This window comes from Cobetia sp. PDI-12MA, assembly GCF_059507695.1.
In genome coordinates this window covers 2,696,482-2,719,372 of sequence record NZ_CM183351.1, presented here as the reverse complement: position 1 = coordinate 2,719,372, position 22,891 = coordinate 2,696,482, and the positions used below count along the sequence as shown (strand labels likewise).

At 57.5% G+C, this 22,891-nt stretch carries 20 protein-coding genes; 15 read left to right on the top strand and 5 right to left on the bottom strand.

Annotated elements, in window-relative coordinates; all coding sequences use genetic code 11:
* The first annotated feature begins 155 nt into the window (after positions 1-155).
* The 5 genes from gpt (at position 156) to AC5WNI_RS11580 (ending at position 4,256) form a co-directional block, all read left to right on the top strand.
* The gene (gene gpt / locus AC5WNI_RS11600; protein WP_175089368.1) at positions 156-653 is read left to right on the top strand and encodes a xanthine phosphoribosyltransferase; all 498 of its coding nucleotides are present in this window, start codon (positions 156-158) and stop codon (positions 651-653) included.
* Position 654: 1 nt separating this feature from the next.
* Entirely contained in the window at positions 655-1,356 is a 702-nt protein-coding gene (gene ung / locus AC5WNI_RS11595; RefSeq protein ID WP_495928494.1) for a uracil-DNA glycosylase, read from the top strand.
* Positions 1,357-1,423: 67 nt separating this feature from the next.
* Positions 1,424-2,548, top strand: a complete 1,125-nt coding sequence (neuC, locus tag AC5WNI_RS11590) for a UDP-N-acetylglucosamine 2-epimerase (RefSeq protein ID WP_285461412.1) — start codon at positions 1,424-1,426, stop codon at positions 2,546-2,548.
* The gene (locus AC5WNI_RS11585; RefSeq protein WP_495928493.1) at positions 2,545-3,222 is read left to right on the top strand and encodes an acylneuraminate cytidylyltransferase family protein; all 678 of its coding nucleotides are present in this window, start codon (positions 2,545-2,547) and stop codon (positions 3,220-3,222) included. The genes neuC and AC5WNI_RS11585 overlap by 4 nt, the downstream gene beginning before the upstream one ends.
* Positions 3,219-4,256: an N-acetylneuraminate synthase family protein gene (locus AC5WNI_RS11580; protein ID WP_495928492.1), complete on the top strand. Its 1,038-nt coding sequence runs from the start codon at positions 3,219-3,221 to the stop codon at positions 4,254-4,256. The genes AC5WNI_RS11585 and AC5WNI_RS11580 overlap by 4 nt, the downstream gene beginning before the upstream one ends.
* A gap of 61 nt (positions 4,257-4,317) precedes the next feature.
* On the opposite strand, the gene AC5WNI_RS11575 is transcribed toward AC5WNI_RS11580, so the two are convergent.
* Positions 4,318-5,301, bottom strand: a complete 984-nt coding sequence (locus tag AC5WNI_RS11575) for a polysialyltransferase family glycosyltransferase (RefSeq protein WP_495928491.1) — start codon at positions 5,299-5,301, stop codon at positions 4,318-4,320.
* Between the two features lie 198 nt (positions 5,302-5,499).
* Between AC5WNI_RS11575 and AC5WNI_RS11570 the strand changes: the two genes are divergently transcribed.
* Positions 5,500-6,483: an IS30 family transposase gene (locus AC5WNI_RS11570; RefSeq protein WP_495928490.1), complete on the top strand. Its 984-nt coding sequence runs from the start codon at positions 5,500-5,502 to the stop codon at positions 6,481-6,483.
* 191 nt (positions 6,484-6,674) lie between these two features.
* Here the strand turns inward: AC5WNI_RS11570 and AC5WNI_RS11565 are convergent, their stop codons facing one another.
* A complete protein-coding gene (locus tag AC5WNI_RS11565) occupies positions 6,675-7,607 on the bottom strand; it encodes a glycosyltransferase family 8 protein (protein WP_495928489.1) in 933 nt (310 codons plus the stop codon).
* A gap of 330 nt (positions 7,608-7,937) precedes the next feature.
* Between AC5WNI_RS11565 and upp the strand changes: the two genes are divergently transcribed.
* From upp to AC5WNI_RS11550, 3 genes are all read left to right on the top strand, one after another.
* Positions 7,938-8,567, top strand: a complete 630-nt coding sequence (gene upp, locus AC5WNI_RS11560; RefSeq protein WP_043335602.1) for a uracil phosphoribosyltransferase — start codon at positions 7,938-7,940, stop codon at positions 8,565-8,567.
* Between the two features lie 121 nt (positions 8,568-8,688).
* Positions 8,689-9,975, top strand: a complete 1,287-nt coding sequence (locus AC5WNI_RS11555) for a uracil-xanthine permease family protein (protein WP_495928488.1) — start codon at positions 8,689-8,691, stop codon at positions 9,973-9,975.
* A gap of 190 nt (positions 9,976-10,165) precedes the next feature.
* Complete coding sequence (locus AC5WNI_RS11550; protein WP_285461488.1) at positions 10,166-11,389, top strand: glycosyltransferase; 1,224 nt, start codon at positions 10,166-10,168, stop codon at positions 11,387-11,389.
* Positions 11,390-11,498: 109 nt separating this feature from the next.
* On the opposite strand, the gene AC5WNI_RS11545 is transcribed toward AC5WNI_RS11550, so the two are convergent.
* The 3 genes from AC5WNI_RS11545 to AC5WNI_RS11535 all read right to left on the bottom strand — a co-directional run bounded on the left by AC5WNI_RS11545 (position 11,499) and on the right by AC5WNI_RS11535 (position 16,197).
* Positions 11,499-12,245: a helix-turn-helix domain-containing protein gene (locus tag AC5WNI_RS11545; protein ID WP_495928487.1), complete on the bottom strand. Its 747-nt coding sequence runs from the start codon at positions 12,243-12,245 to the stop codon at positions 11,499-11,501.
* Between the two features lie 104 nt (positions 12,246-12,349).
* Positions 12,350-14,638: a sensor histidine kinase gene (locus AC5WNI_RS11540; RefSeq protein ID WP_495928486.1), complete on the bottom strand. Its 2,289-nt coding sequence runs from the start codon at positions 14,636-14,638 to the stop codon at positions 12,350-12,352.
* A complete protein-coding gene (locus AC5WNI_RS11535) occupies positions 14,635-16,197 on the bottom strand; it encodes a sigma-54-dependent transcriptional regulator (protein ID WP_495928485.1) in 1,563 nt (520 codons plus the stop codon). Before AC5WNI_RS11535 ends, AC5WNI_RS11540 begins: the two co-directional genes overlap by 4 nt.
* A 620-nt stretch (positions 16,198-16,817) precedes the next feature.
* On the opposite strand from AC5WNI_RS11535, the gene AC5WNI_RS11530 reads away from it, so the two are divergent.
* The 6 genes from AC5WNI_RS11530 (at position 16,818) to moeA (ending at position 22,819) form a co-directional block, all read left to right on the top strand.
* Complete coding sequence (locus AC5WNI_RS11530; protein ID WP_175089386.1) at positions 16,818-17,741, top strand: ABC transporter substrate-binding protein; 924 nt, start codon at positions 16,818-16,820, stop codon at positions 17,739-17,741.
* 26 nt (positions 17,742-17,767) lie between these two features.
* On the top strand, positions 17,768-18,442 hold the full coding sequence (locus tag AC5WNI_RS11525; protein ID WP_199852303.1) for an ABC transporter permease: 675 nt from the start codon (positions 17,768-17,770) through the stop codon (positions 18,440-18,442).
* A gap of 115 nt (positions 18,443-18,557) precedes the next feature.
* A complete protein-coding gene (locus AC5WNI_RS11520) occupies positions 18,558-19,373 on the top strand; it encodes an ABC transporter ATP-binding protein (RefSeq protein WP_495928484.1) in 816 nt (271 codons plus the stop codon).
* 208 nt (positions 19,374-19,581) lie between these two features.
* Complete coding sequence (gene mobA / locus AC5WNI_RS11515) at positions 19,582-20,298, top strand: molybdenum cofactor guanylyltransferase (RefSeq protein WP_175089391.1); 717 nt, start codon at positions 19,582-19,584, stop codon at positions 20,296-20,298.
* A 515-nt stretch (positions 20,299-20,813) separates the two neighbouring features.
* The gene (mobB, locus tag AC5WNI_RS11510; protein WP_175089393.1) at positions 20,814-21,413 is read left to right on the top strand and encodes a molybdopterin-guanine dinucleotide biosynthesis protein B; all 600 of its coding nucleotides are present in this window, start codon (positions 20,814-20,816) and stop codon (positions 21,411-21,413) included.
* Positions 21,410-22,819: a molybdopterin molybdotransferase MoeA gene (moeA, locus tag AC5WNI_RS11505; protein WP_495928483.1), complete on the top strand. Its 1,410-nt coding sequence runs from the start codon at positions 21,410-21,412 to the stop codon at positions 22,817-22,819. The genes mobB and moeA overlap by 4 nt, the downstream gene beginning before the upstream one ends.
* The last annotated feature ends 72 nt before the right edge of the window (positions 22,820-22,891 follow it).

Genomic DNA, 22,891 nt, shown 5'->3' with positions numbered 1-22,891 from the left:
TGGCCCTGTCTTCTGGCAGGGCCATCGTCGTTGCTGCGGGCAGCGAATCCGAGGCCCTTGTCCGCGCTCTGGCGTGGCTGAGTGGCTCTTCCCCTTGTGCGGTGGCGCGCCAGCCACCATGCTTTCCTTCTGTTTCGTCATTGCGAGTGACCCACATGTCTTCCGAACGCTACCACGACCACTTCATCGTTTCCTGGGATCTGCTGCACCGTGATGTGCGCGCGCTATGTCACGACCTCAGCGGCCGCGATTACAAGGGCATCATCGCCATCACCCGCGGTGGTCTGATTCCGGCCGGCCTGATCGCCCGCGAGCTGGGTATCCGCCACATCGATACCGTGTGCATCAAGAGCTATCACGACCACATGGAGCAGGGTGGCTTGGAAGTGGTCAAGGGCGTTGATCACGATGGTGACGGCTGGCTGCTGGTCGATGACCTGGTCGACACCGGCAATACCGCACGTGCGGTGCGTGACATGCTGCCCAAGGCGCACTTCGTGACCGTCTATGCCAAGCCGGAAGGGCGTCCGCTGGTCGATGGCTTCATCACCGAAGTGCCGCAGAACTGCTGGATCCAGTTCCCGTGGGACATGGGTATCGCCTACGTCGAGCCGATCGCCGAGCAGCTCAAGAAGCAAGAGAGCGATAGCTGACATGCCGTTGGAGACTGCCGCAAGTGGCCGCTCCGAGGTGCTGCCTGCCGATTGGCAGGCGCATCTTGGCCCTGAGTTTCAGGCCGACTACATGCAGCGTCTGCGCAGCTTTCTGCGCGCCGAGAAAGATGCCGGCAAGGTCATCTATCCGCACTCCGATGACTGGTTCCGTGCCTTCTGGCTGACGCCGCTCTCCAACGTCAAGGTCGTGATCCTCGGGCAGGACCCGTACCACGGCCCGGGCCAGGCGCACGGACTGTGCTTCTCGGTACGCCCCGGTGTGCGCCCGCCGCCTTCGCTGAAGAACATCTACAAGGAACTGGCCACCGATGTCGGCGTCGAACCCGTCGATCACGGCTTCCTGGAAAGCTGGTCGAAGCAGGGTGTCTTGCTGCTCAACAGCGTGCTGACCGTCGAGCAGGGCAAGGCCGCCTCGCATCAGAAGCAGGGGTGGGAGCAATTCACCGACCGCGCCATCGACGTGATCAACCAGCACTGCCAGGGTGTCGTCTTCCTGCTCTGGGGCAGTCATGCCCAGAAGAAGGCCCGCGCTGTGGACACCCAGAAGCATCTGGTGCTCCACGCGCCGCACCCATCCCCCCTCGCAGCGCACCGCGGTTTCTTCGGCTCTCGCCACTTCTCGCAGGCCAACGCCTGGCTGGAAGCGCGTGGGGAAAAGCCGATCGACTGGCAGTTAACGTAATGTAGTGTTCTTATTTATTAATTTTAAGTGTCTATATATTGCTGGTTGATTACGTTTAGAGGTATAGATGAGAAAAATATTAATTTTGACTGGCACTCGAGCTGATTTTGGCAAGCTCAAAGGAATCATGCAGTTTATTGAAAAACATGATGACTTGGAGTTGCATGTTTTTGGTACTGGTATGCACATGATGAAGCGATATGGATCAACATATCGTGAAATCGAGAAAGAAGGTTTTCAACATACCTACTTTGTTCCCAATCAGAACTCGAGTGAACCAATGAGTTCGGTTTTGGGCAATACAATATCTATTTTCTCTAGGTTAGCTGAAGAAATTTCTCCCGATCTGATTATTATCCATGGAGATCGACTTGAAGCCTTGGCTGGGGCCGCTGTGGGAGCACTACAAAATATATTAGTGTGTCATATAGAAGGTGGCGAGGTTTCTGGCACTGTAGACGAGTTGATTAGACATTCTGTAAGCAAGCTATCTAATATACATATGGTTGCCAACGAAAGAGCAAAAAAAAGACTAATGCAAATGGGGGAAGGTAGCGAATATATATATATCATCGGATCTCCTGATCTTGATGTTATGAATAGCAAGACACTACCATCCTTACAAGACTCAAAGCGAAAGTACGAAATAGAATTTCCTACATATTCGATAGCGCTATTTCATCCTGTTACAACAGAGAAATCTTCATTTAAAGACTATTCCTCGAGCTTTTTTAACGCGCTTAAAGCTTCTAATAAAAATTATATTGTCGTATATCCTAATAATGATGATGGCTCAGACTTCATCGTTGATGAAATTAGACGCTTAAAGGATGATGAGAACTTCAGAGTATTCCCCTCGATAAATTTTGAGCACTTTTTGGTATTGCTAGAAAATGCAGAAATGATCGTTGGAAACTCTAGCGCGGGTATAAGAGAAGCACCATTTTATGGTGTTCCAACTGTGAATGTTGGTACTCGTCAGCAGAATAGGTATTCTGGTAATACGATTATTGATGTTGACTATAGCCGCAATAGTATTTTAGCTGGTATTGAAAAAGCTGCTCGGATAACTGAAGTTGCGAAAGACGATTGGTTTGGTGATGGTAATAGCTTGGCTTTATTCTCTGCAGCATTGAAAGATGATAATTTTTGGGCCACACCAACACAAAAGTTATTTATGGAGTTTGAATGAAAAAAATTGCAATCATCACCGCCCGAGGTAATTCAAAGGGTGTGCGTAGAAAGAATTTACGTAAGGTAGGCGGTGATTCACTCCTTGCCATCACCTTCAAATCTGCACTGGAATCAAATATTTTTGATAGTATCGTTGTATCCTCCGACAACGACGAGATACTAATACACGCCAAAGCATTAGGTGCCGATATTATAAAAAGACCATCATCCTTATCACAAGATGGCTCTAAAAGTATTGATGCAGTTTTGCATGCACTAGATTCAATGAAAATAGTACAGGGTGAAGTTACACTACTCCAGCCGACTAGCCCCTTCCGAACATCGGAACATATTTTAAAAGCTTATGAAGAGTTTGATGATAACGCTGTGAAAAGTGTTATTTCTGTATGTGAAATGCATGATCATCCTTTCAAGTCTTTTGTTATGGAAGGCAGTCATGCCTCACCTGTGCGTGATTTTAAAGACTTAGAATCACCTAGGCAGCAGTTGCCACTAGCGGTCAAACCGAATGGTGCTATATATATCGTGTCAATTGCCGAATTGATTGCATATAAAACGTTCTTTGTTAAACCTTTTAGTCTTTATCAAATGACTGGAGATGTATCATTAGACATCGATACTGAAGCTGATCTTGAACTGGCAAACTATCTTTATTCTAGGAGAGCTATATGAATTATTTTAAAATTGGTAACGTCGAAGTAGGGAATGCTTGCCACCCCGTTGTTATTGCTGAAATTGGCATTAATCACGAAGGGGATTTGACAGTTGCAAAAGAAATGGTTGATGCAGCTCACCGTGCTGGAGCTCAAATTGTCAAACATCAAACTCATGTTGTCGAAGATGAGATGTCGGACGAAGCGAAAAAAGTCATCCCCGGAAATGCCGATGTCTCGATATATGAGATTATGGCAAGGTGTGCATTGAATGAGGCAGATGAATTGAGTCTCATGCAATATGTGCAATCTAAAGGTATGGAGTTTATCAGTACGCCTTTTTCAAGAGCCGCAGCCTATCGACTTGCAAAAATGAATATTCCAGCATTTAAAATAGGCTCTGGAGAGTGTAATAATTACCCACTGGTCAAGCTGGTAGCTTCTTTCGGTAAGCCTGTAATATTGTCTACTGGCATGAATAGCATCGAAAGCATCGAGAAATCTGTTAATATTTTGAGAGAGGCTGGAGTCCCGTTCTCATTATTACATTGCACTAATGTTTACCCAACACCTCATAATCTTGTGCGTTTAGGTGCCATGACTGAGTTAGCTCAATGCTTCCCTGATGCTGTCATTGGCTTATCTGATCATACAGTTGATAATTATGCATGTCTTGGAGCTGTAGCTCTAGGTGCAAGAATACTTGAAAGGCATTTCACCGACAAAATGTCACGTCCTGGTCCTGATATAGAGTGTTCGATGGATCCGGGTGCGCTCAAAGATCTTGTTAAAGGATCTAAAGCTATATATCAAGCAAGTGGAGGTAGTAAAGGGCCAGTTGCTGAAGAGCGTGTGACCATGGACTTTGCTTTCGCCTCAGTTGTCGCGGAAAGAGATATGTCTGAAGGTAGCATGATCTCAGAAGATGATATATGGGTAAAAAGGCCAGGTAGTGGTGACTTCACCGCAGAAGACTATGAAATGCTTATAGGTAAGAAATTGAAAAGAGATGTTGTAAAAGGATCGCAGTTAAAACGCGAAGATATCTTTTGATCTAATACACGCGACCACGTTTGTCGTGGTCGCGTGTTATTTGCAATTCATCAACTGACTGTTAGTCGATTACTTCGATTCCAGATTTGTAGTATTCTTCATATACAGTGTTTATTGTGTCTACATGTTTCGGGTTTAAATGCTCGTTGGGTATTTTAAAAGAACATATAGAGTTAAAGTCAGCAATACCTTTAAGGCTTATGAGCGCGCTGGTGTATGCCCCAGCTATCCCCCAAGGCATCTTGTTTAATGTTAAAATATATAATTCTGCAGGTAGTCCGAGACTATTTGTTTTGACTCCTAATGTATCTGCGATAAGCGATAGTTTTTTTTCAGAATCTCCTCTATGGGGAATATAAGTCATTCTTTTATGTTTTTTCATGTAATAAGAGTTGGCTTTTTCTATAAGCAAGAGTTCATCTTCTAAACTCATTATACCACCTTCACTATATTTTGAGCCAAAATATAGTACAAGTTTATCATCTACCAGCTTTGTATCATTCTTGCTTCGCAATACCCGATAATCGTTATGTATGATCCCCTCTTTATTGGAGTCATTAAGAAAAGAGGTGAAGATGATTGGTCGCGAATAATTGTCGTGCTTGGTATTTTCTTTTTTCTTAGATACGTGATGGATTCCCTTGTCGATGTATTGTTTTTTCACTGTAATAATCGCTGCTCCATCATCCGATAAATATAGATTAAGAGGTGATAGGCGCTCTTTAATGTCATGCATCCAAGCGCTACGAAATTCTCCCATACATAAATTATTAACTCTCTTTTGATATTTTTTTGTGATTTCAGAAATATGTTTTCTTTTTTTCAGCCATGATAATTGCTGCAGGCGGTGTCTGAAAGAAATCTCAATTACCTCATCCCAATCGAGTGCCTCTACAGTTCTTTGGATCTGATAGTCATGGGTTGCTTTTTTATCCTCACCAGAGTATTTTACAATTAGGATATTTTCCTGCCCTCTAAACAACTGAGCTGCAAGTTCATAGCAAGAGATAATCTGTAATGGCGATTCAGCTAAAAATAAATTCATTAGTTACTCAGTGTAGTATAAGGTACATGTCAACATGCAGTTATTATAAGTGCAATGTTTGCTGCGCTGCTGTTTAGTCAAGAGTATACAGCTATGCTTGTGTAGTGGCAAAAATTAACTTGCTTCTTTATTTTTTTATAGTACTTGGCCGCAGATTCTGAGTGCAACACCTGAGTTTCCCTGTAAGGTATTGCGCTCATGTCATACTTAGAACTCAGCATTACTGATCGTGCCACTATCCAGGTTTGCCTCTCTCAAGGCTTGAGCCTCCGAGCCATTACTCGATGCCTGAGTCGTTTTCCCTCCACTATCAGCCGCGAAATTCGTCGAAATAGTGAGCCGGGCAACGACTACCAAGCTGAACGCGCGCAAGCGTCCCGACTCAAGCATCGGCGCTTTTGCCGGCTCAAGCTTGTCGAGTACCTTCTTCGCCGCTACTTGTCTCCTGAGCAGATCGCCGGCAAGCTTCGACACATGAATTTACCCAAGCTTGAAGACGCCTACGTCTGTCGCGAGACGATTTACACCGCCATCTATGCGCTGCCGGTTGGGCAACTGCGCAAAGAGCTCATCCATTGCCTGCGGCATGGCAAAAGTACGCGTAAGCCTCGACGTGGTGAGACGGACCGGCGAGGTCAGATCCCCGACATGATCAGCATTCACCTTCGCCCGCCCGAGGTGGACAAGCGCGAGATGCCTGGGCATTGGGAAGGCGACCTGATCAAGGGAAAAGGCAATGCCTCAGCGGTTGGCACTCTTGTAGAGCTCAGTAGCGGATACTTGATACTGGCAAAGATGCATGATGCGACTGCGACCTCAGCCGTAGAGGGCTTCAGTGCCGCGCTGAACAGAATGCCATTGGCAGCACGAAAAACCCTGACGTATGACCAAGGACGGGAGATGGCCAAGCATGCCGCTATCACGCAAAATACTGGCGTCGCCATCTACTTCTGTGATCCTCACAGCCCTTGGCAAAGAGGCAGCAACGAGAATATCAATGGGCTGATTCACCAGTATCTCCCCAAAGGAACGGATCTGTCACTGACCAGTCAGGAAGAGCTGGATGCCATTGCCTTCGAGCTGAATATGCGGCCTCGAAAACGCTTCGACTTCAAATGCCCTATCGAGGTGATGAATGAACTGATGGCAAAGCACAATGAAGCACCACCCTCAATTCAATAGGGTGTTGCACTCAGAGCCTGCATCCGCCGTATTTTGAGATTTTTTCTATTATAATTGTGATGGATTTGAAAGCCAAGATGTTCATGCTGTTCCAGTGAGAGTATCCAATACGGTGAGAGACGGCTACGACTTAGTATGCAAAAAAGATTCTACCCTATTATGGTTGGCGCGTTAATATGCGCCAACCATGGTTAGGCGCTTTTGTGCATGTCGATCAATTGTTTACTCATTCTTTTTCTCTTTTCGTACAGAAATAGTTTCTGTACTGACGCATAGAATCTTATTCTTTTGCGTAATGAAATTTTCTGAGTTTTAACTGGCCACGGAGTTTTGCGACGATAACTTTTATATAATTCCTTCAATGGATGCAAGCTATGCGCATCCCAAGGTTTACTGTTTTTCCCCATATAGTGAACCATGATCGGTTCCTGAATTGATTTCAAGAATTCATTTTTATCTCTATGCTGCTCGGTCATACGTTTTTCTAAAATTTTATAGGCAGGTCGTTGAGCATTCCAAGTCAACGGAAGACGATACCATTCCCCTTGGGCGACTTTGTTGATTGCGCATTGTTCATTGTGTGCACACAATTCAGGGTGAGCTAATAAAAACTCCAGTCCTCTCTTTCCTATTTTTTCTTCTTTCCACTGCTTCATATTGATAAGCATTAATCCACAGTTGAAGTAATCACCTTTTTTCAAACCAAGGCGTCTATATGGAGATCTACCGATATTTTCCACGGCAGCAATTGTGAAACTTCTCCCACTGGTTTCCCTGTATATATCCAATAAATCGCCAACGACAACAGTGTCACAATCCAAGCATAGAACTAGTTCTTCATCATCAAGCAATTCATCAAGATAGAATCTGAAGTAAATTGACTTGCCGTAGCGCTTTATTTTTAGACCACTAAATTTACTGTCGTCTAGATAAACAAATGCCACATGAGATCCATATTTTTCTATCATGGATCTCAATGTTGATCTTGTGCCTGCTTTGAGCCCAGCGTCGCCAATGATAAATTTGAGCTTTTCAGGCTCTTTACAATTGATGATTGCCGATATAATAGTAGTGGCTAGATGTGCGGCATAATTTTCATCGCATGATATAAATATAGGTAGCATTAATTCCTCTCGCGTAAAATACTTTTGATATTTATATATGATAATGTTTGTGTGTTTTCTAATCAATGCTGCGAGGTTTTCTCTTAGAATGGTTACTGTTCGGTTACAAAAGCAACTCTGGATATCTGCTCAGTGCGAGGATTGTGCTACTGACACGGAGGCTTAGCCCTTGCGGCTAAAGGTGAGGAGGCAGGGTGGTGGTACTTAACTTGTAAGCCTGCTTCCGCTAGAATGCGCTCAATTTACCAGCCTTCCCGCTGCTATCGTCCGAGCCGGCGGGGGTAGTGCTGCGTATCGTTTGCACCATCTTCTGTCCCAAGAGGTATTTCCATGAGCGTCCATGCCATCAATCATCCACTGGTCCAGCACAAGCTCGGCCTGATGCGTGCAGCAGGCATCAGCACCAAGAGCTTCCGTGAGCTGGCCAGTGAGGTCGCCAAGCTGTTGACCTATGAGGCAACCCAGGACCTGGAGCTGGAAACTACCACCATTGATGCCTGGAGCGGCAACGAGCTGGATGTCCAGACCATCAAGGGCAAGAAAGTGACCATCGTCCCGATCCTGCGCGCCGGCCTGGGCATGCTGGATGGCGTGACGGACCTGATTCCCCCGGCACGCATCAGCGTCGTGGGTCTGTACCGTGATGAAGAGACGCTGGAGCCGGTGCCGTATTTCGAGAAGTTCGTGTCAGATCTCGACGAGCGTCTGGCCATCGTGATCGACCCGATGCTGGCTACCGGCGGCTCCATGATCGCCACGCTGGACATGCTCAAGGCCAAGGGCTGCCAGCAGATCAAGGTCATCGTCCTGGTCGCGGCACCTGAGGGGATCGCCAAGGTGCAGGAGTCCTACCCGGATATCGAGATCTACACCGCCTCCGTCGATGACCGTCTCGACGAGAACGGTTACATCGTGCCGGGTCTCGGCGATGCCGGCGACAAGATCTTCGGCACGCGCTGAGCGCCCGCCAGAGATGACAACGCCCTGCGCATCTGCGTGGGGCGTTTTTGTATCTGTCTGACCTGTCTGAGCAGTCAGGATCAGGCGGTTGACTCCTCCGCCCGTGAAAAGAAGTGCTGCCATGTCGTCTTCATCACCGTCCTCTGATACCTCCTCTCCCCATGCGTCGTCTGCCCATGTGCCCTTGCCGGAACAGGAAGGGTTCTCGCTGACGACTCTCGTCACCGGCGCGCAGATGCTGTTCGTCGCCTTTGGTGCGCTGGTGCTGGTCCCGCTGCTGACCGGGCTTGATCCCAACGTCGCCCTGTTCACGGCCGGTGTCGGCACCCTGGTCTTCCAGTGCGTGACCAAGGCCAGCGTGCCGGTCTTCCTCGCCTCATCGTTTGCCTTCATTGCGCCCATCCAGAGCTCGGTCGCCAACTTCGGCATTCCTGCCACCATGGGCGGTTTGTTCGTCGCGGGGCTGGTCTATGTGCTGCTGGCGCAATGCATTCGTCTCAAGGGTGTCGGCATCGTGCATCGCCTGCTGCCGGCTGTCGTGGTCGGGCCGGTGATCATGGTCATCGGTCTGGCGCTGGCACCGACGGCGGTGCAGATGGCCACCGGCGAGTTCAGCGACAACATCTCGCATGCCCAGGCGCTGACATTGTCATTGTCCAGTCTTGGCGTGACGCTGGTGTTGTCGATCTTCGGACGTGGCATGTTGCGTCTGGTGCCGATCCTCGGCGGTATCCTGACGGGATATGTGCTGGGGCTGCTGATGGGAGTGATCGATCTCTCGCCGGTGCATGCGGCTGCGTGGCTGGCACTGCCAAGCTTCACTGCGCCGACCTTCGAATTCTCCGCCATCCTGTTCATGATTCCCGTCGCCATCGCGCCTGCCGTCGAGCACATCGGCGACATGGTGGCGATCGGCTCGGTGACACGGCGTGACTACCTGAAGAAGCCGGGGCTGCATCGCACGCTGCTCGGTGACGGTCTGGCGACGTCGGCGGCGTCATTGTTCGGCGGTCCGCCAAATACCACCTATTCCGAAGTGACCGGCGCGGTGATGCTGACTCGCAACTTCAACCCACGTGTGATGACGGTCGCGGCCTGTGTCGCGATCTCGCTGGCCTTCATCGGCAAGGTCGGCGCCGTGCTGCAGACGATTCCCACGCCGGTGATGGGCGGCATCATGTGCCTGCTGTTCGGCTCGATCGCGGTGGTCGGCATGAACACGCTGGTGCGCGCGGGGGATTCGCTGACTGCACCGCGCAATCTGGTGATCGCCTCCTTGATCCTGGTGTTCGGGATCGGTGGCATGCAGGTCGGTGGTGGCCAGTTCACGCTGCAGGGCGTGAGCCTGGCCGCCATTCTGGGCATCGTGCTCAACCTGATTCTGCCGCCGGCGAAAGAGGGAGAATGATTACCATCTGATGAGTGGTCGCAGGGAACATTTCCGCGAATGACGGTTCAGATAAATGCAACTCCCGTGTGCTGAGCGACTGGCACATGCGAGTTGCATTTTTCGTTTTCCCACCCGACGCCAGCTATCGTTTTCGCATGTCTTGCACGCGACACAAAGCGGTACTGGTGGACATTCGAAGGAGTGATGCTTGCGTACCCTGGTCGTAGTGAGAAGCCTGAAAATGGGCGGCATGGAGCGAGTGGCGGTCAATCTTGCCGACAGTCTGGCCGCGAATGACCACGAGACGCATATGGTCATCTGGCGCGGTCGTGATCAGGTGCTTGAGCCACAGGATGCCAGCGTCCAGCAGCACATCGTGCCGATTCAGCAACGCGTTCAGCGTTCCGTCGGCGGCGCCCTGACGACACTGGCGTCACGCCTGGTGCTCAATCCCGTGATCCGCCGTTCCAATTTCGTGTGGGTCGGCAAGGCCGGTGGCGAGGAATTCGCCGCTTGGCTCGAGGAATTCGAGCAGGAACACGGCAAGGTTGACCGCATCATCTTCCGTGGCCTGGGGACCTTCGAGCAGGTGTGGGGGTTCAAGGATCCTCGTGCACGTTACGTGCTGGAAAATCGCGTCAATTTCAGCGGCCCGCAGTGGAAGCAGCGCATGTTTGCCCGCTGCCTGCTGGAGGACAAGCATCTGGTGGCGGTGTCCGAGGATGTGGCGCAAGGGGCACGAGACATTGCTCGCCAGCATGGGGTGACACCGGCGCATATCGAGACGATCGTCAATGCCTGCCCTATCTCCCGGATTCGCGAGCAGGCCGCCATGGATGAGCCGGATATCCCCGCTGAGCCCTTCATTCTCAATGTGGCGCGTCTGGTGCCGCAGAAAGATCATGCTCTCTTGCTCGAGGCTTATGCCTTGGCCAATCCGAAGGAGCCGCTGGTGATCGTGGGGGCGGGCAATTGCCGTGAAGCCCTGGAAGCCCAGGCTGAAAGGCTTGGCATCTCAGAGCGGGTGATCTTCGCCGGTCAGCGTGACAATCCCTATGCCTGGATGCGGGCCGCCAAGCTGTTCGTGCTCAGCTCGCGTGTCGAAGGCATGGGGATCGTGCTGATGGAAGCATTGGCCTGCGGCACACCGGTCGTGTCGGTGGATTGCCGTGGCGGAATACGCGAGATCCTGAAGGGCGAACTGGAACACGCCATCGCACCGCATTCCGCCGAAGGCCTCGCGCGACGCATGAACGAGTTGCTGGCAGACGAGGGTTATCCGGTTCGCGAGGAATGGCTGGCTGATTTCTGCCCGCACACCATGGTGGAGCGTTTCCTGGCCGAGCCGGCCACCAATGAGCCCTGGGGCGAGGCGCGCGAGCAGTCGCCTGATGCTGCGGGCCAGCCTCACTCCCGAGCTGCAAGAGGCTAGCGACGCGCTTTATGCCAACTCGGCCGCGCTGGCTTGGGTCTTGCCGGTCAAGGCCATGCTGGCCAGGGTTGAGCTGGCAGGGCCGATCAGTTCTCGAGCGAAGCCTGGCCTAACGACTCTGTGCGATGCATAGCCACTGGCAATCCGGGGCCTCGGCAGCGTCGGAGGTCCCGTGGTGAGTAACTTCACGGCTTGCGGCTTCAGGGATGTCGAGCTCACCGCTGGCGGCTTGCGATGCTTCAGGCTTGCGCCAGTGCAGTTGATAGCGCTCCCCGGCATGCAGTCGCGCAGCATCACCACATTCGAGAAGTGCCTCCTGGCAGGCCGCCGTCGCGGGGAGCTCGATACACAGTGCGCCGTGCGTGACCAGCACCAGGCTGTCATGCGTGGCCTGCAGATAGGCGCTGCACTCCGGTGCGAGGCTGCCCAGTTCGATCTGGGGCAGTGGCGATGTCTGCCGGGATTGATCGATGCGCCGCAGCGTGAGACCCGGCCCACAGCCCGCAATCGGCTCATGCTCGCTGTCACGCAGGATACGTGGTGGATCGACGGGCACCTCAACGCTGAAGAAGTCGCTCAGCGAGATCGGAAATACCTCGAGAATCTTGCTCAGTGAGCTGACGGAAGGGCTGACCGCGTCCTGCTCGATCTGCGAGATGGTCGAATTGGTCACCTGGGCGCGCTTGGCCAGTTCGCGCTGAGAGAGGCCATGACGCATCCGCAGTTCGCGCAGCCGCTTGCCCAGCGTGGGAGACGTTGCCATTTCCTCGTCTGCCATTTTCTCGTCGTCAGTGAGCTGAACTGCCTTGCCGGCAGTGAAAGGTTCGGGGGCAGTGCGGGAGGTATCGTGCGACATCAGTGGTGCCTGATTGAGTGAGCATGCGCGCAGGCTAGCACGCGGGCGGGAGTCCGTGGCAGTGCCCCTCGCCACGGCCAGTGTGTTCATCAGCCGCGTGTAGCTCAAGGCGAGCGACTGCTGCCCCCGGCGCTGAGCGTCTCGAGCAGATGGCGCCCTTGATCATCCTCGTGATGCCGGCGTGCGATGCACGGCAGCCACAGGCAGAAGGTGGCGCCGCCACCGGGCGTATCTTCCAGCCATAGCCTGCCTCCCAGCTGGGTGATCAAGCCCGATGAGACCGACAGACCGATGCCCGAGCCATTGGCGCGCGTGGTGAAGAAGGGCGTGAAGATGCGCGACTTCAGGTGCTCGGGCACGCCAGCCCCGTGATCGATGACGCGTATCTCGACACCCGCCACGGGGGCGAGCTCCTCTGTTGGCGTTGGCACTGCTGCTGGTACTGAGGCTGACGCTGGCACTGAGGGTGATGTATCCGGACGGCTGTTTGGCTCGCCGTTCATCACGGCCAGCGCTGCATCACGATCACGGCTGGTGATGCACAGCGTATCCGGCGCAGGCGCCATCTCGATGGCGTTGATCAGCAGGTTGACCAGCACCTGGGTCAGTTGCGCGCGATCGGCCTCGATCAAGCGGGTCGCCGCCAGCTCATGCTGCAATCGATGGCCATGATGATCCAGCGCATGCCTGACCAGCACCTCGACACTGTGGATCGCCTCATCGGGATGAATCTGGCTGAGGTGAGGCGCACCGAGCGATGGCGTCAGTGAGTTGCCATCGCCAATGTCATTGGAGGCGAGCGGATCGCGCGCGTACTGACGCAGGTTGTCGACCAGCGCGCGAATGCGTTCGACCTGATGGATGACGGTGGCGATTTCCTCGCGTACCGGCTCGGCCTGTTCGCCGAGAATCACCTCGATCAACTCGACATGGCCCAGAATCACTGCGGCGGGGTTGTTGATCTCGTGGCCGATACCCGCCGTCAGTTCGCCCAGTGCCGCCAGTTTCTCGCGGGTCAGCAGGCGTGCGCGCGCTTCACGCAGCAGGCGGACGTGCTCCTCCAGTGCCTGACTGCGTTCGCGCAGCGTGGCGGTCTGGGCGCTCAGATCGCGGGTGCGATCCTCGACCTGGGCTTCCAGCGTCTGGGCCGCGAGCTGTATCTCATGGCGGTGCGCTTCCAGTCGCGCCAGCATGGCGTCGAATTCCTCGGCCAGTTCATCCAGCTCATCACCGTGTCGCTGCGCCGGCCCCAGAGAGGACAGTGGGCCTATGCGCAAGCCCTCCTGTGATGGTGTATCACGCACCGCATGCACCACACGGCGGATCTGTCGGATCGGCTGCATCAGACGCTCGATGCTGCTCCACACCAGCAGCACCCCCAACAGGCTGACCGCGATCAGCACCAGGCTGATATGTGTCAACGTCTCGCGATAGAGGCGCGCGTAGGGCGCCTGCGGATAGCCTGCGTAGATCATGCCGATCCGCTGGCCATCCAGAGAATCCAGCGGGGCATAGGCGGCCACGAACCAGTCACGCACCACGAAGGCACGATTGATATAGCGCTCGCCATTGCCGATCACCTGACGCTTCACCTCCAGCGAGGCGCGGGTGCCCAGCGCACGCTCGCCGCTGGCGTCGGTGACATTGGTGGCGATGCGGACATCATCGAGAAACAGGGTGATGGTGCCGGTGCCATCTTCCGGCAGGGTACCGGGGCCATAGAGCAGATCGCGGATTTCATCGACCAGACGCGGGTCGCGATTGAGCAGGCGGCCCGCATCCAGCACGCCCAGCAGCTTGCCCTCGCCATCGAGGATGGGCACCAGCGCCCGCAACAGCATGCCGCGGTTCTCCTCGCGGCGGGCACTGGGTTGTGCGTAGGGCGTCTGGCGCAGCGCAAGACGCGCGCGTTCGGCAAGCGCTGGATCCAGCGTCGCCAGCGAGTCGCTGGACAGCATGTCGAGGCCATCCAGGCTTTCGCCGCGCGCCAGTTGCGGAATCAGCGCGGCGACACCGGGCGTCTGACGCAACTGCTCGGTGGGCAACCAGCGCAGCCAGTCGGCATTGAGGGTGTCCCGCATCGTATCCAGGCGCGGTGTCAGACGTGGCAACAGCTGTGCGGATTGCTCATCGGGTGCCACCAGCTGGCGCAGGTTGCGGCGCATCGCCTCCAGGCCATCCCGCAGGCGCTGATGTTGGCTTTGCAGCGTGCGGCTGGCGACATCGAGATCGCTGCGCACGTTCATGTATAGCTGGCGGTCGGTATAGGCCGTGGTCCAGTAAGCGGTCAGGCCGACCAGCGCCAGCATCAGCGCCAGTAGCGGCGCCAGTGTCAGCAGCAGCAGCCTGCGCCGCAGCGAACCGGCGAAGTAATGGCGCAGGCGCTTGATCATGCGCTGCCGTCGGCTCCGTAGGGGGCGGTAGATGCAGTGGGGGGGGCTGGTTGATCGCTCTCTATGCTGCTCTCAGCACCATTCTCAGCGCCGCTGTCCCCGCCGCTTTGCTGCTCGGCGCGCCAGGTGGACAGTTTGCGATCCAGCGTCTTGCGCGAGATGCCCAGCTGGCGGGCGGCGGCTGACTTGTTGTTGGCATGCCGCTCCAGTACCGCGCACAGATGGGCCTTTTCCACCGCATCCAATGACCACTCGAGCGGATAGCCGCTGCTGGCGGCCTCTTCCACGGTGGTGGTCGCGTCTTCGCTGTCGTTCCATGTCGGGTGGTCTGATGCCTGTTCAGTCTGACTGTCGGCCGGCAGGGTATCGCCGGGCAGGCGACCGAGCAGCAAGGCGCGCTCGATGACGTTCTTGAGTTCCCGCACATTGCCGGGCCAGGAATAGTGGCACAGGCGAGTGAGGTCTGAATGCTGCCAGGGCACGGCGGGGAGGTTGAGCTCACGCGACAGCTGGCGCGAGAAGTGCTGGGCCAATGCCGGGATATCCTCCGGGCGCTCGCGCAGGGCCGGCAGTGTCAGGCTCAGCACGTTGAGGCGATAGTAGAGGTCTTCGCGGAAGCGGCCCGCAGCCACCTCCGTCTCCAGTGTGCGATGGGTGGCGGCCACGATACGCACGTCCACCGCCTGTTCCTGCTCGCCACCGACGGGGCGCACGCGGCGCGTTTCCAGCACTCGCAACAGCTTGGCCTGCATCGCCAGGGGCATCTCGCCGATTTCATCCAGAAACAGCGTGCCGCCATCGGCGAAGCTGAACAGGCCATCACGGCCACGGTGGGCGCCGGTGAAGGCCCCCTTGAGATGGCCGAACAGCTCACTCTCCAACAGCTCCGGGCTGATCGCGCCGCAATTGACCGGCACGAAGGCCCCGCGCCGACCGGACAGGCGATGCAGGTCACGCGCCGCCAGCTCCTTGCCGGTGCCGGACTCTCCCAGGATCAGCACCGGCGAGGGCGCGGGAGCAACGCGCGCGATGATATGCGCCAGCTCCTGCATGGCAGGGCTCTCGCCCTTGAGGCTGGCCTCTTCCTGTTGATGGCGGGCATTGTCGCGACGGAGCAGGAAGTTTTCCCGCGTCAGCTGGCGGCGCTCAAGGCAGCGGTCCAGCGCAGCCTGCAACTGTTCGAGACGAAACGGCTTGATGATGAAATCACAGGCCCCGGCCCGCAGCGCGCGCACAGCGGTCTCGAGATCGGCGTAGGCGGTCATGAAGATGACATCGCTGACCGAAGAGGGCGCAAGCGCCTCATCCCAGTCCAGGCCATCGCGCCCCGGCAGGCGAATGTCGAGCAGGATGAGGTCGAAATGCAGACGCGAGCGCAGGGCTTCGGCCTGCTCGATACTATCGGCGCATTCGATCAGCGCAAAGCGCGAAGACAGCGCCTTCTCCAGATAGCGGCGCATGCCGGGCTCGTCGTCGACGATCAGTACCGAGGCGGTGGGGAGGGGGTCGCTGCCGCTACGCCGGGTCTCACGGGGTGTGGAGGGGGCGTGGGCAGTCATGGCGTTCCTCGGGTCAACAGGGCAGTAATGGTCGCAGGGGGAATCATCTCTATCATGCGGGCATTGTGGCGTGCCGCTCACTGGTAATCTAGCGCTGGATACCACATTGCTGCCTCTTTCTGCATACGCTTGCCGCAGGCAGAGCCTTGCAGCCTTGTCAGCACGCGGCGCTGGCAGGCAGGGTTGGCAGGCTGGCCCGTTACGCCACGCAAGGCCCGGTGATGACGCGTCAATTGGGTCGTCATGGGTCAGTGGGGGCACGCCTGGGCTTATTGTCAGTATTTTTCCGGCCATCCCGGCAGTGCCATTTCACCAACGCCATTCGCTCCAGTCGATATAGCGACGTCATCAGGGCGCGAGAAGGGCGAAGGGGCGAAAGGGGCGGGAGGGGGCAGGAGGCGGGTGCCGGCAAATCTGCCTGCTGGTGAAGATTCCGGTATCATCGCCGGCTGTCTTGTGAGCCAGCCCCTGTATCAGCCTCGATGCCAAAGCCTGAAAGCCTTTATTGGATAGTCCCTTTCGGCACCAGAGCGCTTTCGGCATGTCGTTTGCAGAGTCAGCATTCACGTTGATGTCATCAAGACCGTCACGCCAGAAGAAATATTCAGGGAGCATCATCCATGTCGCAACGCCATACCTTGTCTTCTCGTCGCCTGCTGGCCACCCTCGCAGGCCTGTCATTCGGTGCGCTGAGCATTCTGCCGGCCCATGCGGCCGACGACATCATCCGTCTGGCCACCACGACCAGCACCTACAATTCAGGTTTGCTCGATCACCTGCTGCCGGAGTATGAAGAAGCCCACGATGTCACCATCCAGGTCATCGCGGTCGGTACCGGCAAGGCGTTGCGCATGGGACAGGATGGCGATGTGGACCTGGTAATGACCCACGCCCCGGGCGCCGAGCGCAAGTTCGTCGATGCCGGTTACGGTGTCGAGCCGCATGGCGTGATGTACAACGACTTCGTGCTGCTCGGCCCTGAATCGGACCCGGCGGCCATTGACGGCATGCAGGATGTGGACGCCGCACTGGGCAAGATCGCCAGCGCCAATGCCGGCTTCATCTCGCGTGGGGATGACTCCGGCACCCACAAGAAGGAATTGGCCCTGTGGCAGAGTGCCGATGTCACCCCTGACTTCTCCGGCTACAAGGCCGTCGGCCAGGGCATGGGAAAGGTGCTGAGCATGGCCAGTGAGCTGCAGGACTACACCTTGAGCGATCGGGGCACCTGGCTTGCGATGGAAGACAAGCTCGAGCTCGAGATTCTGGTCGAGGGCGATGCGCGTCTCTTCAATCCCTATCAGGTGATTCTGGTCAATCCGGCCAATCATGATGGGCTCAACACCCGTGGTGCGCGTGAGCTGGCCGAATGGCTGATTTCCAGCGAAGGGCAGCAGGCGATCGATGATTATCGTCTCAAGGGCAAGGCGCTGTTCCATGCCAGCCATGGCGAGACCGGCTTCGATGCTCGCCAGACAGCGGATCGTGCCTCTGAGCGCACGCCGGTGAAGGCGCAGGACGCACAGGCTGAGCCGCGTTCGTGAGCTTGTGGCAAACCACGCAGGAGGCCATGAGCCTCCTGCTGAGCATGGATGGCGCGCTGTGGGAGATCATCGGCGTGTCGTTTCGTGTCTCGCTGATGGCGATGTTGATCGCGGTGCCACCGGCACTGTTGATCGCCTTCGTGCTGGTTCGCTGTGCCTTCCCGGGGCGATGGCTGTTGATCTCGCTGATCAATACCCTGATGGCCGTCCCCACCGTGGTGGTGGGGCTGCTGCTGTTCATCCTGTTGTCGCGCGCTGGTCCGCTGGGCGACTGGCATCTGCTGTTCACCCAGCCGGCGATGGTGATCGGGCAGATTCTGCTCGCCCTGCCGATTCTGGTGGTGATGCTGCATGCCGCGCTGGCGGGCGTCGACAAGCGTGCCTGGGAGACGGCCTTGCAGCTTGGGGCGTCGCGCCGGGCGGCGTTGTGGCGGCTGGTGATGGAGGCCCGTTTCGGCGTGATGGCGGCGTTGGTGGCCGCGTTTGGTAGAATCATCGCTGAAGTGGGTTGCGCCATGATGGTGGGTGGTAACATTGCCGGTTTCACGCGCAATATCACCACGGCCATCGCGCTGGAAACCCTCAAGGGCGAGTACGCCCAGGGGGTCGCCCTAGGCATGGTATTGCTGGTGTTGGCGCTGGCGCTCAATCTGATGCTGGGGCTGTTGCGCGGTCGCGGTCAGCTGGTAGTACAGGCGTGACCCGCGGCCTCGCCGCCAGTCACATTCTGCTCCCGCAGCCTGCAAGCCGCCTGCCTGCCAGTTGAGACAAGCACACCAGCACTGATCGCGTCAGGCTGAATCGTCGTATGGAGTCATGATGTTCCCCCCTAGTTCTTCGTCCTCGTCTGTTCCCCCGGGCGACTCCTCCTGCCCGGTGGCGGGGACTGGCTTCGCGCAAGCCTCGTCGTCTTCTGCCCAGGTACTCGATGCTGACGCAAGCGTTGCCCCTCTGTTGCGTGTGCGCGACCTCGAATATCGCTTGCCGCCTGCGGCGCAGGCATCCGGCGAGGGCGCCGAGGCGCAAGGGCGCCTGTTGTGGCATGTCGCGGCGCTGGATTGGGCACCGTCCCCGGCGTCCGGCTGGGTGCACCTCAAAGGCGACAACGGCAGCGGCAAGACCACGCTGCTGCGCGTGCTGGCCGGCATGCAGCCAGCGACAGGCGGCAAGCTTGAATGGCAGACCCGTGACGCTCATCCGGTGCGCTACCTGCACCAGCAGCCGTATCTGTTCGACACCAGCGTGGCCGGCAATCTGGTGCTGGCGGCTCGCTGGCAGCCCGACAGTGGCTCTGCCGGCCAGCAGCGCGATCAGGTCGAGGAGATGCTGCGCTGGAGTGGGCTGAGTGATCAGGCCCGACAGCCCGCCCGCTCATTGTCGGGAGGCGAGCGAGCGCGCCTGGCATTGGCGCGCGCCTGGTTGTCGCGTCCGCCGGTGCTGTTGCTGGATGAGCCTGCCGCCAATCTGGACCAGGCCGCCGTCGAGCAGTTGGCGTTGCGACTGGAGCAGATGTGCCAGCAGGGGTGTGCGGTGATCCTTTCCTCGCATCAGGACAATGCCTTGAGTCAGGGCTCGAGTGCGCGCTGGACGCTGAGCGCTGCCAGCCTGCACACTGAGCCCACAGCGGGCTGAGTTGCCTTGAGGGGCTGAGTTGCCTTGAGGGGCTGAGTTGCCTTGAGGGGCTGAGTTGCCTTGAGGGGCTGAGTTGCCTTGAGGGGCTGAGTTGCCTTGAGGGGCTGAGAAAGCCCTGTTCATCAGCCGCTTGCACTGGATGGCCTGCCAGCAGCCCTGCTGCAGGACATGACCTGCGCCTTGGCGCACTCGACCGGGATACGCTTTCATGCCGAGCTCCAATCACACCTCTGACGCTACACCACTGCCGAGCGATGCCGAGCAGCTCAAGGCCTCGCTCACGCCCGCCAATATCACCGGGGTGGTGCTGGCCGGTGGCCAGGCGCGGCGCATGGGTGGCGTCGACAAGGGACTGGTCACGCTCAATGAGGTGCCGCTGATGGCGCATGTGCTGGCGCGCCTGACTCCTCAGGTGGGTGAGCTTCTGATCAATGCCAACCGCTCGCACGCCGAATATGCCGCCTATGGGCATCCGCTCGTCGAAGACAGCGAGCAGGGTTACCACGGCCCCCTGATGGGCATGGCCAGTGCGCTGGCGGCAGCGCGGACGCCCTGGGTGATGATGGTGGCCTGCGATGTGCCGCACCTGCCCAATGAACTGGTCGAGACGCTGAGCGTGGCGCTGATCGATCATGCCAACGGCGATCAGCTCGAAGGCTTCACTGTCGAGGGCGGTCACGCAGTCGATGCCGGGCCTGCGCTCTTGGCCGTGGCGGCAGACGAGTTCCGTTACCATCCGGTGATCTGTCTCATGCACCGTGGCCTGCTGCCTTCGCTGCAGGCGGCGCTGGTCGCTGGCGAGCGCAAGATCGACCGTTGGTTCGATCAGCATGTCTGGCTCAAGGTGCAGGCAGGCAGCGAGCAGGACTTCGCCAATCTCAACACCCTTGAAGAATGCCGTGAGATGGAAGCCGGCTCGCGCTGAGCGTGCTTCTTTCCTGACGTCCTCTGCGTGTCATCCGTTCCCGCTTGTACGCCCAAGGTGTGTCATTGTGATGCAGGTGGTTATCGCTGGGGGCGTCTCTTCAGGAGTCTGGCGGGTTATTGTCTTTGCCTGCCCGGTATTGATGGCCTTGGCGTTGCACCTTTCACGTGTCGTGTTTGGCGGTTCTGGCGGGTGTCTTGCCACTCTGCGTCGTTGCCCCCATTGAACCCTTGCTCATATCGAGTCGTTGCCCCATTGAAATGAGCGCCGTGCGTGTTCACCTTCATGGCATCCGCTCAGCCCGCATTGCATCGTCATCTTTTCCCTTGCGGGCGCGAGAGCGCTGCGGTGAGCCCGTCGACAGGCCGCCATACGCCGGAATCATCAAGAGAACCTTCATGCCTGAGTCCTTCTCCATGACTGACCAGCGTGCTGATACCGCTGTCAGTGCTGAACATCCTTCCCGCCGTAGTGATGCAACCGCCCCGCGTGGTGGTATTTGTCATGAAGTCGGGATGTCGCCCGCCTGGCAGGCACGTCTGGCGGCGTCAGCGTGTCCACTGTTGGGCATCGCGGCCTGGAGCGGCACCGGCAAGACCACGCTGCTCGAACAGCTGCTGCCCGAATTGAGAGCGCGCGGCCTCCGCGTCGCTGTCATCAAGCATGCGCATCATGCCTTTGATGTCGATACGCCGGGCAAGGACAGTCATCGTCTGCGAACGGCGGGAGCCGTACCGATGCTTGTGGCATCTTCCAGGCGTTATGCGCTGATGATGGAAACGCCGGACCAGGCAGAGGCCGATCTGGAGCAGCTGGTGGCGCAGCTCGAGGGGCTGGAGGTGGACCTGATTCTGGTCGAGGGCTTCAAGCAGTGGCCGCTGCCCAAGCTTGAGCTGTACCGCGAGGCCGTGGGCAAGCCGCTGCGAGCCCCGGAGGACCCCTGGATCCATGCGCTGGCGACACCGGCGGCGCAGCTGCCGCCTCGTGATGATGTGCCGCAGGACCTCAAGCGGCTGGACCTTGACGATCCTCAGGCGCTGGCTGCCTGGATCGCTGCCTGGCCGGTGCACTGGCGTCTGGAAGGCGGCAAGCCGCGTGGCGAGGTGGGCGCATGAGCCTGTCGTGTTTCGATCCGCGTTTCGGTGAACGCATGCTGAGTGTCGATGAAGCCTTGAGCGTGCTGGGGGAGAGCCTGGCGGGCGTGAGGTGCACGCCGCGCAGCGAGCGTGTCGCTCTGGCGCAGGCACCCGGACGTGTGCTCGCCGAGACGGTCATCTCGCCGCTGGATGTTCCGGCGCAGACCAACGCAGCGATGGACGGCATCGCGCTGGCACGGGCTTCATTGCCAGACGCGGAGAGCGGCGAGCCCCTGAGCGATCGCGGCGAATTGAGCGATCACTGCGAGCTGAGCGTGATCGGCAGCTCGCTGGCGGGCCATCCCTGGACGGGTCGAGCGCTCGCCGCGGGGGAGGCCATGCGCATCACGACCGGCGCGGCCTTGCCTGCAGGCGCCGACACCGTCGTCATGCAGGAGCAGCTCGAGTATCGCTCCACACAGGGCGAAGCCGGCGAGCAGGTGGTGATCGAAGGCGTGGCCAGCATTCGCCGTGGCCAGAATGTGCGTCAGGCCGGTGAGGACATCGCGCGCGGCGACCGGGTGATGACGCCGGGCCAGTGGCTGACGCCTGCCGCCGTGGGCGTGCTGGCGTCGCTCGGGCTCGCCGAGGTCTCCGTCTATCGGCCGCTGACGGTGGCGATCTTCTCCACCGGTGACGAGGTCACGGCTCCCGGCGAGACGCTGCCGGCAGGCGGCATCTATGACGCCAATCGCTTCAGCCTCGTGGCGCTGCTACATGACCAGGGCATCGAAGTGCTGGATCTCGGCATTCTGGGCGATGACGAGGCGAGCGTGAGTGCTGCCCTGCGTGATGCCGCGAAGCGTGCCGACATGGTCATCACCTCCGGCGGCGTGTCGGTGGGCGAGGCCGATCATGTGCGCAGTGCTCTCGCTGCCTGTGGTGAGCTCGCGTTGTGGCGCATCGCCATGCGACCCGGGCGTCCGCTGGCGTTCGGCATGTTGCGTGCCACTCCCGCCGGCGCCGAGTCGTCATCTGGCCAGGTGCCGTTTTTCGGCTTGCCGGGCAATCCGGTGGCGACCATGGTCACCTTCCTGCAGTTCGTGCTGCCCGCGCTACGCCTGTTGTCGGGCCAGCAACGGTTGGCGAAGGGTGAGGCGAATGCCTCGGCGACGACACTGGCGCAGTGGCAAGCCCCGCGCCTGCAGCTGATCGCCGGCGAGACGCTGCGCTCACGTGCCGAGCGTGTCGACTATCATCGCGGCCAGATCGTGCTGGATGACCAGGGGCGTCAGGTGGTGATGACCACAGGTCGGCAGGGCTCGGGTATTCTGACCTCGATGTTGCTGGCCGAATGCCTGATCGAGATCCCCGCCGGCTGCGCCACGCTCCACGCCGGCGAGCCGGTCATGGTGCAGTGGCTGGGCAGTCGCGGCATCGTCTAGACGATGCCCATGCAGTGGTCATGCCAGCTGATTCATGAAAAGATAGTCTGCTAATTTTTTTGGTCGGTCCTG